At 72.9% G+C, this 16122-nt stretch carries 10 protein-coding genes; 7 read left to right on the forward strand and 3 right to left on the reverse strand.

Annotation, left to right across the window (positions count from 1 at the left end; all coding sequences use genetic code 11):
- Window positions 1-57 precede the first annotated feature (57 nt).
- From ACFY1L_RS12865 to ACFY1L_RS12880, 4 genes are all read left to right on the forward strand, one after another.
- The gene (locus ACFY1L_RS12865) at window positions 58-1014 is read left to right on the forward strand and encodes an anti-sigma factor RsbA family regulatory protein (RefSeq protein WP_388822421.1); all 957 of its coding nucleotides are present in this window, start codon (window positions 58-60) and stop codon (window positions 1012-1014) included.
- A gap of 84 nt (window positions 1015-1098) precedes the next feature.
- The gene (locus tag ACFY1L_RS12870) at window positions 1099-1776 is read left to right on the forward strand and encodes a response regulator transcription factor (RefSeq protein ID WP_388822424.1); all 678 of its coding nucleotides are present in this window, start codon (window positions 1099-1101) and stop codon (window positions 1774-1776) included.
- Window positions 1766-2998: a sensor histidine kinase gene (locus ACFY1L_RS12875; protein WP_388822427.1), complete on the forward strand. Its 1233-nt coding sequence runs from the start codon at window positions 1766-1768 to the stop codon at window positions 2996-2998. Before ACFY1L_RS12870 ends, ACFY1L_RS12875 begins: the two co-directional genes overlap by 11 nt.
- A gap of 132 nt (window positions 2999-3130) precedes the next feature.
- On the forward strand, window positions 3131-4459 hold the full coding sequence (locus tag ACFY1L_RS12880; protein WP_388822429.1) for a hypothetical protein: 1329 nt from the start codon (window positions 3131-3133) through the stop codon (window positions 4457-4459).
- 22 nt (window positions 4460-4481) lie between these two features.
- Here the strand turns inward: ACFY1L_RS12880 and ACFY1L_RS12885 are convergent, their stop codons facing one another.
- Entirely contained in the window at window positions 4482-5519 is a 1038-nt protein-coding gene (locus tag ACFY1L_RS12885) for a rod shape-determining protein (RefSeq protein WP_388822432.1), read from the reverse strand.
- A gap of 348 nt (window positions 5520-5867) precedes the next feature.
- Here ACFY1L_RS12885 and ACFY1L_RS12890 point away from each other — a divergent pair, with 348 nt between their 5' ends.
- On the forward strand, window positions 5868-9479 hold the full coding sequence (locus tag ACFY1L_RS12890; RefSeq protein WP_388822434.1) for a S8 family serine peptidase: 3612 nt from the start codon (window positions 5868-5870) through the stop codon (window positions 9477-9479).
- Here the strand turns inward: ACFY1L_RS12890 and ACFY1L_RS12895 are convergent, their stop codons facing one another.
- Window positions 9480-10928 (reverse strand): carboxyl transferase domain-containing protein, encoded by a 1449-nt coding sequence (locus ACFY1L_RS12895; RefSeq protein WP_388822437.1) that lies wholly within the window; start codon window positions 10926-10928, stop codon window positions 9480-9482. It abuts the gene before it with no gap.
- Window positions 10921-12372 carry an acyl-CoA synthetase gene (locus ACFY1L_RS12900; protein WP_388822440.1) on the reverse strand — a complete coding sequence of 484 codons (1452 nt, stop codon included), beginning with the start codon at window positions 12370-12372 and terminating at the stop codon, window positions 10921-10923. Before ACFY1L_RS12900 ends, ACFY1L_RS12895 begins: the two co-directional genes overlap by 8 nt.
- Before the next feature lie 157 nt (window positions 12373-12529).
- On the opposite strand from ACFY1L_RS12900, the gene ACFY1L_RS12905 reads away from it, so the two are divergent.
- Together ACFY1L_RS12905 and ACFY1L_RS12910 are read left to right on the forward strand one after the other, a co-directional pair.
- On the forward strand, window positions 12530-14893 hold the full coding sequence (locus ACFY1L_RS12905) for a glycosyltransferase (RefSeq protein WP_388822443.1): 2364 nt from the start codon (window positions 12530-12532) through the stop codon (window positions 14891-14893).
- Window positions 14890-16107, forward strand: a complete 1218-nt coding sequence (locus tag ACFY1L_RS12910; protein WP_388822446.1) for an acyltransferase family protein — start codon at window positions 14890-14892, stop codon at window positions 16105-16107. The genes ACFY1L_RS12905 and ACFY1L_RS12910 overlap by 4 nt, the downstream gene beginning before the upstream one ends.
- Window positions 16108-16122 lie beyond the last annotated feature (15 nt).

The raw sequence follows: 16122 nt of genomic DNA on the forward strand, positions 1-16122 counted from the left end.
AACCGGTGGGGGAAGCCGGTACAAGAGGGAAGAAACCCGCTGGAGGAGGGCAGGAGGATGAGCGCCACGACCGACCCCTTCACGCCCTTCGCCGAGGATCCCTTCGTCCACCCCGCGCTGTTCTACGCCGATGAGGAGGAGTACCTCGCGGGCACCGTCCCCTTCGTCCTGGAAGGCCTCGAGGCCGGCGAACCCGCCGCGGTGGCCGTGCCCGCGGAGAACCTCCGGCTGATCCGGGACGCGCTCGGCGGCGCCGCCGGGGCCGTGCGGTTCCTGGACATGCGGGAGGCCGGGCGCAACCCCGGCCGGATCATCCCCGGCGTGCTGCGCGCCTTCGCCGACGCCCAGGCGCCCGGCACGCGCGTGCGCATCATCGGCGAGCCGATCTGGGCCGGCCGCAGCCCCACCGAGTACCCGGCCTGCGTCCAGCACGAGGCGCTGATCAACGCCGCCTTCCAGGGCCGTACGGCGACCATCCTGTGCCCGTACGACCTCGCGAGCCTCGACCCGCGGGCCATCGCCGACGCCCACGCCACCCACCCCACCGTCGTCCAGGGCGGCTCTTGGCAGGAGCGGAACAGCGGCGCCTACGCCCCCTCGGACGTCGTCGCCCGCTACAACGAACCGCTGCCGCCCGTGCCGGACGCGATGGCCTTCCGCTTCGACGCCTGCTCCCTCGCAGTGACCCGTCACCTGGCCACCGACGAGGCCGTACGGCTCGGTCTCGCGCCCGCCCGCGCCGAGGACCTGGCGCTGGTCACCGCCGAGCTGACCACCAACAGCGTGGTGCACGGCGGCGGTTCGGGCGCCCTGCGGGTGTGGGCCGAGAACGGGCACGTGCTGTGCGAGGTGCGGGACAAGGGCCGCCTCACCGACCCGCTGGCCGGCCGCCGGCCCGCCTCCCGCGACCAGCGCGGCGGCCGCGGCCTGCTCGTGGTCAACCTGGTCTCCGACCTCGTCCGCGTGCACACCGGACTCGGCGGCACGACCGTGCGTTGCTGGTTCGCCCGCTGATCGTGGGGCTGAGGGCCTGTCTTTCGGATCAGCTCGGCGTCGAAAGACAGGCCCTGGGCGCGATGACCGTCGTAGCGTGAGTTCATGCGCGTGCTGGTCGTCGAGGACGAGGCGCGGTTCGCGGCCGGGCTCAGGGACGGGCTCGAGGCCGAGGGCTTCGCCGTCGACGTGGCGCCCGACGGGGTGGACGGGCTGTGGCTGGCCCGTGAGAACGCCTACGACGCGATCGTCCTCGACATCATGCTGCCGCGCCTCAACGGCTACCGGGTCTGCCGGGCGCTGCGCGGCGAGGGCGACTGGACGCCGATCCTCATGCTCACCGCCAAGGAGGGCGAGTGGGACGAGATCGAGGGCCTCGACACCGGCGCCGACGACTACCTGACCAAGCCGGTCTCCTACGGCGTCCTGCTCGCCCGGCTGCGGGCGCTGCTGCGGCGCGACGCCCGCGAGCGGCCCGCCGTGCTCGCCGCCGGTGATCTCCGCCTCGACCCCGCGACCCGCACCGTCACCCGGGCCGGACGGGACGTCGAGGTCACCGCGCGGGAGCTGGCGCTGCTGGAGTTCCTGCTGCGCCGGGCCGGCGAGGCGGTGTCCAAGCGGACCATCCTCGACCACGTGTGGGGCGACGACTTCGAGGGCGATCCGAACATCGTCGAGGTGTATGTACGGCGGCTGCGCAACAAGGTCGACCGGCCCTTCGGCCGGCGGTCGCTGCTGACGGTGCGGGGGCACGGGTATCGGCTGGTGCCCGATGACGGGTGAGCGGCGCGGGCGACGCCGTCTGCGGGCCGTGCGGGTGCGGGCCACGCTCATCGCCGTGCTGGCCGTCGCGGTGGCACTGGTGGCGGGCGGCACGGCCCTCGTGCTCGGGCTGCGCACCGAGCTCGGCAATGACGTACGGGACGCGGCGCGCGCCCGGGCGCATGAGGTGGCCCGGGTGATCGAGGCGGGGCGCGGGGTGCCCGCACCGACCGTGGCCGACCCCGACGAGGAGTTCCTGCAGGTCGTGGACTCGGCGGGCAAGGTCGTAGCCGCCAGCAGCAATGTGGAGGGGCTGCCGGCGCTGGCGAGGCTGAAGCCGGGGCAGCGCGCCTCCGTGAAGACCCCTCTCGACGAGGACCGTTTCCTCGTGGCCGCCGTCGGCGCCCGGGACGGCGACCGCAAGCTGGTCGTCCTCGACGGCCGTACGCCCGCCGGGGCCGCCGAGGCCGCCAGGACGGTCACCCGGCTGCTGCTCATCGGCCTGCCCGTGCTGCTGGTGCTCGCGGCCGCCGCGACCTGGGCCGCCGTCGGCCTGGCCCTGCGGCGCGTGGCCCGCGCCGAGGCGGCCCAGCGCCGCTTCGTCTCCGACGCCTCGCACGAGCTGCGCTCACCCGTCGCCACCGTCCGCCAGCACGCCGAGGTCGCCCTCGCCGACCCCGAGCGCGCCGACGCCCGGGCCCTGGCGGACACGGTCTACGACGAGGCCGTACGCATGCAGCGCCTCGTCGACGACCTGCTGCTGCTCGCCCGCGCCGACGAGGGCGGTCCGGCCGCCGCACGCCGGCGCCGGCCCGTGGACCTCGACGACCTGGTCCTGGAGGAGGTACGGCGGCTGCGCTCGGCGGCGCCGGGCCTGCGCATCGACGGCACGGCGGTGGGCGCCGCCCGGGTCTCCGGCGACCAGGAGGCGCTACGACGGCTCGTGCGCAACCTCGGCGAGAACGCCGCCCGGTACGCCCGCACGCGCGTGACGTTCGCGCTGGCGGACACGGGGGACGGGCGGGTGCGGCTGGTCGTCGAGGACGACGGCCCGGGGATTCCGGAAGCCGACCGGCGCCGGGTCTTCGAGCGCTTCGTACGGCTCGACGAGTCCCGTTCGCGAGACGCGGGCGGCGCGGGGCTCGGTCTTGCGATCGTCGCCGAGGTGGCGGCGGCGCACGGCGGGAGGGTGCTGGTGGAGGACGGAGCGCGGTTCGTGGCGACGTTGCCGTCGGGGGAGTGAGCGGGCGGGACATGGGGCGGCGGGGCAAGCGGAACTGAACGCTCCGTCAGCTTCGTTCAGGGTCTGTTCAGCGGGCGCGAGGCACGCTCGGTGCAGCACGTCGAAGGACGTGGGGACGCCGAGGAGGCCGCCATGCGACACAAGGCCCTGCTGCCCGCACTGGGAGCCGCCGTCCTGCTGGCCGGCGCCTGCTCCGGGAACGCGAACAGCGACACGAACGCGAAGAAGAGCACGTGCATCCACGTCGTCGACGAGACCAGCGGACGTACCGGATCCGCCTGTCTGCCGCTCGCCCCCGACAGCGCCCGCGTCGACCTCGCCGCACCGCACTTCACCCACCCGACCCCGATCACCAACCCGACGCACCCCACCTCCCAGGTCACCCAGACCATCTACGGCGGCCAGGAGTCCGGCAAACCCTTCCGCACCGAGGTCACCCTCCTCCCCGGCACCAAGACCATCACCTGGGGCGGCCGCACGATCCACGCGGTGACCTCGCAGTACGTCGCCTTCTCCGGCGGACGGATCCACGAGGTCGCCGACGACTGGTACGCCCAGGCCGACGACGGCTCGGTCTGGTACCTCGGCGAGGACGTCTTCAACTACGACAACGGAGTCGTCGCCGACACCGAGGGCACCTGGCAGGCGGGTCGCGACAAGGCCCCCGGCGCGATGATCATGCCCGCGCACCCGCGCAAGGGCGACGTCTACCGCACCGAGAACCTCCCCGGCGTCGTCTTCGAGCAGGTCACGGTCCGGGCCGTCGGACAGGGCGTCGAGGGGCCGTACGGGAGGATCCAGGGCGCGATCACCGTGCACGAGCTGCACATGGACGGCTCGACCGAGGACAAGATCTTCGCCCCCGGGTACGGGGAGTTCTCCACGGGCTCCGCGAGCGGCGACCTCGAGGCGGTGTCGCTCGCCGTGCCGACGGACGCCAGGCGGGCGCCGGTGCCGGCCGGGCTCGGCGCGCTCACCACGGCGGTCCGTACGGCCCACGCCGATCCGACGCCGGCCACGGTCCGCGCGGTGCGCGGGGCCTGGGACGCCTACCGCGCCTCCGATGCCGTACCGGCGCTGCTGGAGCGGCAGATGACGCGGGACCTGGACGCCTGGCAGAAGGCGCCGCGGGACCGTGCGGCGGCGCTGCGGGTCGAGCAGAACACGACGGATCTGCGGCTTCGGTACGAGTCGGTCAAGACGGTCGACCGGGAGCGACTCGGCATGTGGGCACGGCAGTTGGGGATCGACGCGGGCGCCGGGGACGAGGGCTCGGTCGCCGGGGACGTCACCGGTCTCGAACTCGTCCGGCAGCGGCTGACGGGCACCGACACCGCCAAGTCGGCCGTGATCACCGCCGACTTGAAGAAGGCCCGGGACGCGGCCGACCGCAAGGACACGGCGGAGGCGGGACGGCTGGCAGGGCAACTGGCCCGAGACATCGCCGCGTTGAAGGGATGACGACGGGCTGCCGGGCTGTGCGTCAGGTGGCGGGCGCGCCGAGTGCCAGCGGCTCGATCTTGCCCTCCAGCATGTGGCCGAGGCCCTGTACGGCGCACACGTCCGGCCGTTCGGCGATGTGCACGGGCATGTGGGTGGCGTGCCGCAGCATCTGGTCGAGGCCGGGCAGCAGCGCGCTGCCGCCGACCATCATGATCCCGCGGTCGGCCAGATCGGCCACCAGGTCGGGCGGGCAGTCCCTGAGCACCCTGCCGATGCCGTCGAGCACGGCGGTCAGCGGGGTCTCGATCGCATCGCGCACGGCGGCGGTGTCGACCTGCACGGAACGCGCGCGGCCGGTGACGACGTCCCGCCCGTGGATCTCCGTCGACTTGGGCCCCTGCCTGGTGAGCCCGTTGCCGGACAGGGCGAGCTGCAGCGGTCGTACGGACTGGCTGGGGAGCATCAACTCGTGCTGGTGGCGCAGGTGTTGGACGATCGCATGGTCGACGGCCTCGCCGCCCACGGGAATGCGCTCGGCGGTGACGATCGAGCCCAGGGAGAGGACGGCCACCTGGGTGGCCGCGGACCCGCACACCATGACCATGGTGGCCTCGGGCTGCTCGACGGGCAGCCCGCACCCCACGGCGGCGGCGATCAGCGTGTCGACGAGCTCCACGCGCCGCGCACCGAGCCCGACCAGCGTCTCGATGGTTGCGCGCGTGGCCAGCGGGTCGGAGTCGTGCGGGGTGCAGGCCGCGGCCCGCAGGAAGGGCTTGCGGCGCAGGGAGCGGCGGATCCGGTCGCCGAGCAGCTGCCGGAGCATGCGCTGGGCCATCTCGATGTCGACGACGGTACCGCCGGAGATCGGGCGGACGACACGGATGTAGTCGGGGGTGCGGCCCTGCATCTTCTCCGCGAACTCGCCCACGGCGATCAGGGCGCCGGTACGGGTGTTCACTGCGGCCACGGACGGCTGGTCGACGACGAGGCCGGCGCCCCTGACATAGACGCGGGTCCGGGCCGCCCCCAGGTCGACGGCGAAATGGCAGCGGCGAAGCTGCTCCAGACTTGCGGTCATGCAGATCCTCCCGAGAGCGCAGAAGCGGAGCCGCCTGTGGGGCGGCGGGCCTCGTTCGTTCCATGGGGCCTGGGCCGCCGGGTGGCGGGCCTCTCTCTGGCATCGTGCGGGGGCGAGGGTGCGGGCGCCGCTTGGAGGGGGCCGGGTGGGGTGCCGCTGAATGGGGGTTTTTGCCCCTTGTGTCCGTAGTGGATACCGGTAAATCCCGCATGAGGGTGTATGCGGTGCGGATGTCTGGCGGGAACCCGCCACTGCGCCAACCCGCCACCTCCCGTTCAACTCCCCTGCCCCACACGCCCCCCGACACTCTTCGCAGCACTCGACGGCGCTCGACGAAGAGAGGCGTGGATGAGCAGAGGACCTGTCAGACGTGGGGCGATGGTTCTGTCGGCCGGGCTCGTGCTGGCGTTGTTGCCGGCGGCGCACGTGACAGCACAAGCGGTCGCCCGGTCCGCCACCCCGACCCGCACGGCCGCACCCACCCACACCGTCACCCTCGTCACCGGCGACAAGGTGACCGTCGCCGATCTCGGGCACGGGAAGAAGACGGTCGCCGTCGAGCGGCCGCGGGGGGCCACGGGGGCCGTGCGGACGCAGACCGCCGACGGTGAGGTCACCGTCGTACCGGACGAGGCGCTGCCGTATCTGCGGGCGGGAACCCTCGATCAACGACTGTTCGATGTAAGCGAGTTGATACGGCAGGGGCTCACCGACCGGCAGACCGGCGAGCTGCCGCTCATCGTCACGTACGAGAAGGGGGCGCGTGCCGTCACGCCGCGGGCCGCCGAGCGGACGAGGACGCTCGGCAGTGTGCGCGGGGTCGCCGTCGAGGCGGACAAGGGGCGTGGGTTCTGGCGGGGGTTCACACGGGCGGACGGCGTCAAGGGTGTCTGGCTCGACGGGCGGGTCAGGGCCGACATGGCCGCGAGCAACGCGCAGATCGGGACGTCGGCCGCTTGGGACACCGGGCTGACCGGCAAGGGGGTGACGGTCGCCGTACTGGACACGGGAGTCGACGCCTCGCACCCCGATCTGGCCGGGCGGGTGTCCGTCAGCAGGAGCTTCATCGACGGCGAGGACGTCGCCGACCGCAACGGGCACGGTACGCACGTCGCCTCGACCGTCGGGGGCAGCGGGGCCGCATCCGACGGCAGGGAGAAGGGCGTCGCCCCGGGGGCCACGCTCGCCGTCGGCAAGGTGCTCAGCGACCAGGGCTCGGGGAGCGAGTCGCAGATCATCGCCGGCATGGAGTGGGCCGCGCGGGACGTGCACGCCAAGGTCGTGTCGATGAGCCTGGGGTCCACCGAGCCCAGCGACGGCACCGATCCCATGGCCCAGGCCGTCGACACCCTCTCCAAGGAGACCGGCGCCCTCTTCGTCGTCGCCGCGGGCAACACCGGCGCCCCCTCCTCCATCGGCTCACCCGGCGCCGCCGACGCCGCGCTCACCATCGGTGCCGTCGACGCGGAGGACCTGGCCGCCTACTTCACCAGCGCGGGTCCCAGGTACGGCGACAACGCCCTCAAGCCCGACCTCTCCGCACCCGGCGTCGACATCCTCGCCGCCCGTTCCCAGCTCACGGGCGGCAGTGGCTACTACACCTCCATGAGCGGTACGTCGATGGCGACACCCCATGTCGCGGGCGTGGCCGCCCTGCTCGCCGAGGAGCACCCCGACTGGACCGGAGCTCGGCTCAAGGACGCGTTGATGTCCTCGTCCTCGCAACTCGACACCAGCGCTTACGAGTTGGGAGCGGGGCGGGTGAGCGTGCCCGGTGCGGTCGGGGCGGCCGTCACCGCCACCGGGAGCGCCGATCTCGGTTTCTACAGCTGGCCCTACGATGCCAACAAGCCGGTCACCAAGACCGTCACCTACTCCAACTCCTCGGACAGGGCCGTGGAGTTGAGTCTGTCGGTGCAGGGCGCCCCGGACGGGGTCGCCACGCTCGCCGAGCGAACTCTCACCGTGCCCGCGCACGGTACCGCGTCGACGACCGTGACCGGGGACGGCTCCAAGGCCGCGGTGGGGAACACCAGCGGGCAGATCGTGGCCTCCGACGAGAGTGGGACGCCCCTCGCGCACACCGTGTTCGGGCTGGTCAAGGAGGAGGAGCGGTACACCCTCACCGTCCGTGTGAAGGACCGGGACGGGGGCGCGACCGCCGCCGATCTCGTCGTGCAGAGGCTCGCTGGGGGCTCGGATCCGTACCCGGCACACGTCGGTGACTCCGGCACGCTGAAGCTGCGGTTGCAGCCGGGGGCGTACAGCCTCACCTCCTTCCTCGACGTGCACGGCAGCCACGGCGCCGACTCGCTGGGGCTCGGCTTCCTCGCCGCGCCGGAGATCATGCTCGACCGGGACCGCGAAGTCACCCTTGACGGAAGGCAGTTGAGGGAGATCAGGGCCGAGGTGGATCGGCGTACCGAGACCCGGCAGCTGCTCATGGAGTACGACCGCAACGCGAACGGCTCCGATCTGTTCGGGGCCGTGCAGGTGCCGGTGAAGTACGACAGCATCTTCGCGGCGCCCACGGCGAAGGTCGCGCAGGGCGGCTTCGAGTACCGGACCGTGTGGCGGCTCGCGAAGCCGCTGCTGGAGGTCGGGGGCGTCCGCGAGGCGGTCGTCCAGCCGGGCGGCACGCTGATCGAGGGGCGCAGCAGGCTGCAGCTCGTGGACGTGGGGGACGGGCCGCTCACCGGTGTGCGGGGCAAGGCGGTGCTCGCGCACCTCGCCGACGGGGCCGATCCGCTCGCACTCGCGCAGGCCGCGCAGGACGCCGGTGCGAAGGCGCTGTTCGTGACCGACGATGCCGCCGGGCGGCTCAACGCCTGGTGGGGGAACGACGACAACAGCGACCGGCCGCTGCAGATCGCCACGGTGAACGCAGCCGACGCGGCGCGGTTGCGGGCGGCGGGGCGCGTCGACATGACGGGTACGCGCAACTCGCCGTATGTGTACGACCTTTCGGAGGGGCATCGGGGGGCGATCCCGCGGGGGGATCTGACGTATGAGCCGGGGGTGCGTGAACTCGCCGTACTGGACACGAAGTTCCATGCGGCGAAGGCGGTGAGCGGGGGCGGCGAGTTCCGGTACTCGATCACCGACTCCTTCCCCGTCGGGATCGGCTTCCTCGAGCGGATCGACTACCCGGCCGAGCGGACGGACTACGTGTCGACCGGGGCGGGGCAGTTGTGGCACGAGTCCGTGACGGCCGGGAACGGGGCGTTGGAGGAGCGGAGTGGGCTTGTGCGGTACTCGGGTGGCTCGCACCGGGAGCTGGACTGGTTCCGGCCGGTCTGGCATCCATGGCTCGGAACCGGGCTCGGCTGGGGGCAGCAACGGTCCGGGAACCAGCTGCAGTTCAACACGCCCGGCTGGGGCGACTCAGGGCCCGACCACACCGGGTTCGGGGACGTGTGGAGCGACGAGAGCGGGATGACGCAGACCACGGAGGTCCATCTGGACGGGGAGTTGGTCGATCGGCGTACGGGCTCCGGGGCGTACGCGTGGGACGCGCCCGCCGACGAGCACACGTACAAGGTCGTCACCGACACCGCGCTCGACGCCGGGCGCTGGCAGCCGGCCACCAAGGGGCACGCCGAGTGGACCTTCAGGTCGGCGGCCACGCCCGACGACCGGTGGACCTTTCTGCCGCTGATCAACCTCTCCTTCGACATCGACACCGACCTCGCGGGCGAGGTGCGGGGCGGGGCGCGGGTGCCCGTGGGGATCGGCGCGGAGTATGTGCAGGGGGCGCCGGACACCGGGACCATCGGCGGCCGCAGGCTCGAGGTGTCGTACGACGACGGCACGTCGTGGCGGGCGGTGCGACTGACCGGCGGCGTCGGCACGCTGGACGTGCCGCGCGGCGCCTCCTACATCTCTCTGCGGGCCTCGGCGAGCGACGACCGGGGTGGGTCGGTGTCGCAGGAGGTGATCAGGGCGGTGGGGGTGAGGTAGTCAGGGGCGGGGGTGGTCCACGGCCCGGACGATGCCTCGGATCACCCCCAGCTCCACCAAGTCCTGGGGGCGGATACGGAGTTGGTCGGCCGTCGCCTCGACCTGGTCGGGCCCTCGCTTGAGGATGGCCGCGGCCAGCTCGGGTGCGATGACGGAGAAGTAACTGTCCGGCGTGGCCCAGGTGTTGCCGGCCGCGGCCAGTGCGAGGGCGCCGCCGGAGCCGCCCTCGCCGATGACCAGGGTGGTGACCGGGGTGCGGGCGGCGGCCACCGCGCCGAACAGTTCCGCGATCGCGGCTCCCGCGCCTTGGCGCTCCGCGTCTGCGTCGTTGGCGGCGCCGGGGGTGTCGACCAGCGTCAGTATCGGGATGCCGAGGCGGTCGGCGAGGCGTACCAGGCGGGTGGCTGTGCGGTAGCCCGCCGGGCGGGTGGGGGTGCCGGTCTGGGCGGCGTAGGCGACGGTACGGCCCTCGTGGTCGCCGAAGCCGCAGAGGATGCCGGTTGTGTCGGTGCCACCGCAGCGGTCGCCGCTGATCGCGACGCGGTGGGTGAAGTAGTCGTCCAAGTAGGCGTGGGCTCGGGGGCGTTGGGGGGAGCGGGCGCGTTGGACTGCGTCCCAGCCGGTGGTGGAGGGAGTGACGGTACCGAGGGCGGCGGGGACGGGTGCGGGCTGACCGGCGTCAGGGCTCGGGGGAAGGGGCGCTTGCCCGCGCTGGCCGGGTGCCGCTCTCTTTGGGTCGGGAGCCGCCCCAGCGGCACGACTGCCCGCAGCTGCGGCAGTGAGTAGCCGTAGCCATCGCCCCAGCGTCTCCCGCAGCTCCGTCATGGGCACCACCGCGTCCGCCGCCCCCGCCGCCACCTGCGCCTCCGCCGTGTACGCGGTCGGGTCCGCGTCCGCCGGACGGACCCGCGAACCCGCGAAGCCCACCTGGACCCCCGGTAGCGCGAGGATCACGTCGGCGCCTGCGCCCAGGGTGGCCCAGCCGCCGCCGGTTGTCGGGTCGCGGAGGACGGCGATCTGGGGGAGGCCGGCCTCCCGGGTCAGTGCCGACTGGCGGGCCACGCGCTGGAGTTGGGTCAGGGCGAGCATGCCCTCCTGCATACGGCTGCCGCCCGTGGCGACCAGCGGGACGACCGGGAGGCGGTGGGTGCGGGCGTAGGTGTACGCCGCCTCCAGCCGGTCGCCGGTGCGTTCGCCGAGTGAGCCGCCGAGGAAGCCGAACTCGAAGGCGATCAGCACCGCTTGCGTGCCCGCGACCCGAGCCGTGCCGCACACGACGGACTCCGACTCGCCGGTGCGCTCGGCGGCCCGGGCGCGCGAGGCGTCGTAACCCTGCCAGCCGAGCGGGCCGTCGGGCGCGGACTCCCTTGTGGGGGAGGGGAGTTCGGTGAAGGTCGAGGGGTCGGTCAGCAGGGCCAGGATCTCGCGGGCGGAGAGGCGTTCAGTCACGGTTCAGGGCCCGCTTCATGATCTTCCCCATGTCGTTGCGGGGGAGGGCGGAGAGGTAGTGGACGACGCGGGGGCGCTTGTGCGGGGCCAGGCGGGCGGCCACGTGGTCGGCCAACTCCTCGGCGGTGGGCGGTGATTGGGGGTCCGCCGGAACCACCCACGCCACGATCCGCTCGCCCAGGTCCTCGTCCGGCTCCCCGGTCACCGCCGCCTCCCGCACCCCCGGATGTTCCAGCAGCGCGTTCTCGATCTCGCCCGCCCCGATCTTGTAACCCCCGCTCTTGATCAGGTCGGTGGCCTTGCGGCCGACGATCCGGACGTAACCGTCGGGATCCCGCACCGCCATGTCCCCGGTGCGGAACCACCCGTCGGTCGTGAAGGCGGCCTCCGTCGCGTCGGGGCGGTTGAGGTAGCCGGTGAACAGGTTCGGGCCGCGCACCTGGATCTCGCCCACGGTCTCGGAGTCGTACGACGTGATCGGCGACCCGTCCTCCTCCATCAGCCGGAGCTCGACCCCCGGCAGCGGCACGCCCACCGTCCCGGCCCGCGCCTCACCGTCCGCCCGCACGCTCGTGTTCATGAGCGTCTCCGTCATGCCGTAGCGCTCGATGACCCGCCGCCCGGTCGCCGCCGTGATCCGCTCGTGGTCGTGCACCGGGAGGGCCGCCGAACCGGAGACGAGCAGCCGCGCCCGGCCCAGCGCCTTCGCCAACTCCGGTTCCTCGGTGAGTGCCTGCGCGATCCGGTGGTACATCGTCGGCACCCCGAACAGCATGGTCGCGCCGCCGTTCAGCTCTCGGGCCACGCCCTCGGTGCCGAACCGCCCCAGGTGGCGGACGGATCCGCCGCGCCGCAGCGGGCCGAGGATGCCCAGCACCAGCCCGTGCACATGGAACAGCGGCAGAGCGTGGACCAGTACGTCGTCGCCGGTCCACTGCCAGGCGTCCGCGAGCGCGTCCAGCGTGGTGGCGATCGCGCGGCGCGGGATGACGGCGCCCTTGGGCGGGCCGGTGGTGCCGGAGGTGTAGACGATCAGGGCCGGGTCCTCGGCACCGACGGAGGGGGAGGGGGCGGGGGTTCCCCCGCCGGGCGGCGCTGCGGCGACATCGATGCGCTCCAAGTCCCGTAGCGGAAGGGGAAGTTCGTCACCCGGAGCCGCCAGTACCAGCGACGGCGTGCTGTCGGACAGGATGTGGCCGAGCTCCTTCTCGCCCGACTTCGGGTTGAGCGGCACCGCGGCCACCCCGGCGCGCAGCGCCGCCACCACGGCCACCGCCGTCTCCAGCGCGGGCGTGGCCCAGACGGCGACCCGTCCGGCGCCGGAGATCCGGTCCGCCAACGCGCCCGCCACGGCGCCGAGTTCCGCGTACGTCAGGGATCGGTCGCCGAACTGCAGGGCGACCTGGTCGCTCGGGCTCTCCAGGGCCGGGAACAGAGGGGGCACGCCAGCTCCTTGTCGTGTGCACGTAAACGCAATGAAGGTGTTACACGGCTGCATGTGTGATGTCACAGCGTCCGGTGAGGCTACGGATGCGTACGGACAACATACGTACAGACAACCAGGTCCTCCCCCCACATCCGAACAGGATTGGACCCCATACATGCACACCGAACTGAGGTGCTCACCCGCACCCCGGAACGCTCCGGCCTGCCCTCCGACGGATCCGACGGGGGAGGCGACCGAGAACGCGCCGCCCCAGCGGCACGTCCTGGCCGTCGGCACCCCCGGTCCCAGGCGTGAACGGCTCACCCGGACCCTCGAGTCCACCGGCTACGCGGTCACCCACGCCACGCCCGGCGAGATCGGCCGACGGGTCGAGCAGACCCCGCCGGACGCGATCGTCGCCCTCGACGGCAACGGCGTGGACCAGGCCGTCGACGTCGTACGGGAGATACGCACCGCACCCCAGGGCCAGGCGCTCCCGCTGGTCATGGTCACCGCCGGCCACGAGTCCGCCGGTGTCGCCCGGCTGCTGCGCAGCGGCGCCGACGACTGTCTGTCCGAGGCCGCCGACCCGGTCGAACTGTCGGCCCGGATCGCCGCCAAGCTCCACCGCGTCCCGGTCCCCGTCGACCGGCTGACCCAGGACCCGCGCACCGGCCTGTACTCCGCGCCCCACTTCCGCGCCGAACTCGACCGCGAGCTGCGCCGCCCCGGAAGCCCCGGCCGCCGTGCAGGCGTCCTCGCGGTGGTCGCGGTCGCCGAGGCGGACGCGCTGGAGGAACGTTTCGGGGCGCGCGTGCGCCGCGAGGTCGCCGAACGGCTCGCGGGCGTGGCGGAACGGCTCGGCAGCGGCTGCGACCGGCTCGGCTGGGACGACGAGGGGCGGCTGCTCGTCCTCATGCCCGGCGTCGAGGGGGAGACCGCACGCCGGGCGCTGAAGGACTTCGCGACGACCGTGGCCGGCACGCGGTTCGTGGTCGCCGACGAGAACGTACGGCTGACTCCCGCGGTCGGCTGGCTGCCGCTCGCGGACGCGGACGGACGGGCCGTCGAGCAGGCCGCCGACGCGGTGGCCGAGGCGCTGCGCCACCGCGACCTGCGGCCGGTCCGCTACGAGCCGTGGATGCGGGCGACCTCCCATCGCCGCCGCGCCAAGGCCGTCGTACGCCCGCTGCTGCTGGCGCTGTCCCCGCTGCTCGCGCTGCTGGTCGGCGTGGGCGTGCCGTTCGTGCTGTACGAGCAGGCGTACGAGGTGCTCGGCTGGGACGTGGCGTCGGCGGTGTACTGGGTCGTGGTGGCCGGACTTGTGCTGTCGGCGACGCTGATCCTGCTGGAGTGCCTGTTCGCGCTCGACGCGCCCGCCCGGCCCGCCGGGCCGGCCCAGGCGTATCCGCCGGCGAGCGCGGTCATCGCCGCGTATCTGCCGAACGAGGCGGCGACGATCGTCGACACGGTGGAGTCGTTCCTGCGCGTCGACTACCCGAACGACCTGGAGATCGTCCTCGCCTACAACACGCCCCACCCGCTGCCCGTCGAGGACGCCCTGCGCGAGATCGCCCGCCGCGACCGGCGGTTCGTGCTGCTGCCGGTGCCCGGCTCCACCTCCAAGGCGCAGAACGTCAACGCCGCCGTCTCGCGGGTGCGCGGCGAGTTCGTCGGCATCTTCGACGCGGACCACCATCCGGCGCCGGACGCCTTCCGGCACGCCTGGGACTGGCTCTCCAACGGCTACGACGTCGTCCAGGGGCACTGCGTGATCCGCAACGGCGACAGCTCCTGGGTGGCCCGGCAGGTGGCCGCCGAGTTCGAGGCGATCTACGCCGTCAGCCATCCCGGCCGGTCCCGGCTGTACGGCTTCGGCATCTTCGGCGGGTCCAACGGCTTCTGGCGCACCGATCTGCTGGCCCGTATCCGGATGCACGGCTCGATGCTGACGGAGGACATCGACTCGACGCTACGCGCGTTGACCGAGGGAGCGCGGATCGCCAGTGACCGGACGCTGATCTCCAGGGAGTTGGCGCCCACACGGCTCAAGCCGCTGTGGAACCAGCGGTCGCGCTGGGCGCAGGGCTGGCTGCAGGTGTCGCTGCGCCATCTGCGCCAGGCGCTGCGGAACCCTGCCTTCACATTCCGTCAGAAGACCGGATTCACCGTCCTGTTGGGCTGGCGGGAGATCCAGCCGTGGCTGTCCCTGCAGATCCTCCCGATCCTCCTCCACTCGGCCCTGCGAGCCGGCGGCACGGACCGGATCCACTGGGCGACCCCGGTGTGCCTGCTCGCCTTCGGTTTCACGCTCTCGGCAGGCCTCGTCCAGACGGCCTTCGCGGGCCGCCTGGCCGAGCCCGAACTGCGGCGCAGGCGGGGCTGGTTCTGGCTGCACGCGCTGATCTCGACGGTCTTCTACACCCACTTCAAGAACATGGTCGCCCGGCAGTCCCATCTCAAGGAGGCGCTGGGGGACCGCCGTTGGCGGGTGACACCGCGTGCGGTGGCGGCGGCGAAGGCGGTGGGGCAGCAGTGACGAACCCCGCACCGGCGCGTTCGCGCACCCTCGAACTGCAGGGCTACCGGGGCCTGGCCGCACTCAGCACGGTCGTCTTCCACGTCTGGCAGCAGTACTACGTCTACGACACCGGCGGTGCCCATCCGCCGCTGAACAGCCCCTACTTGGGGGCGCTGATCTCCCTGGAGGTCATCGACCTGTTCTTCGTGATGTCGGCGTACCTGCTGACCCTCTCCTACGCCCGGGCGGCGATCGACGGCGAGGACCGGACCCGGCCGGGCAGGGACTTCCTGTTCCGCCGGGCGACGAGGATCCTGCCGCTGTATCTCCTGGCGGTCCTGCTGGTCTGGGCGCTGCGCAACCCTACGCTCCCCGGCGACTGGCGCGACCTGCTCGAACACCTCACGTTCACGCATGTCTTCGACCGCAAGCGCATCTTCTACACCCTGGGCCCGAGCTGGTCCCTCTCCCTGGAGATCGCCTTCTACCTCACCCTGGTCGCCGTCGGCCCCCTGACGATCCGGGCCTGCCGCCGCCTGCACACGCGCCGCGCCCGGGTGACGCTGTGCGCGACGGGCTGCGCGGTGCTGTATCTGGCGCCGGTGGCGTGGATCGCCGTGGCCCACCACGTCCTCGGCGTCCCGCACACCGACTGGCCGGTGTACTTCGGCCCGCAGGCCCGCTTCGGCGGCTTCGCGGCCGGGATGGGCCTGGCGGTGCTGCTGGTGGCGCTCGGGGAGCGGGGCCGCCTGACCGCCCGATGGGCGAGCGCGCTCGCGGCGGCCGCGGCGGCGGGCCTGTACGCGCTGTCGTACTACTCCGAACCGGAGAACATCTGGCACACGTACTACCACCCACTCGCCGCGCTCTGCTGGTTCGCCCTCCTCTACTGCACCCTTCACGTCCGCAGCTCCGAACGCCCGCGCTGGCACGGGCTGTTGCGCACGGACTGGCTCACCGCCGTCGGCCTGGTCAGCTTCAGCCTGTACATCTGGCACGAGCCCCTGATGCTGCTCCTGTACGACACCGGCGCCCTGCCACGCTCTCAGGCGGGCTTCCCGCTGGCGGTGGTACTGGTGGTGGCGGCCGGGCTGCTGGTGGCGACGGTCAGCTACTGGACGGTGGAGTACCCGGGCAGTCTGCTGGCCGCGCTGCGGGACAGGAAGGGGCGGCCGCGGGAGTTCTATCCGGAGCGGAAGCCGCTGCCGGAGCCGGAACCCGCCGGCGGGTGACGCGCGGCCTCGGAG

It is taken from the genome of Streptomyces sp. NPDC001663 (assembly GCF_042893105.1).
In the GTDB taxonomy this organism is placed as follows: Bacteria; Actinomycetota; Actinomycetes; order Streptomycetales; family Streptomycetaceae; genus Streptomyces.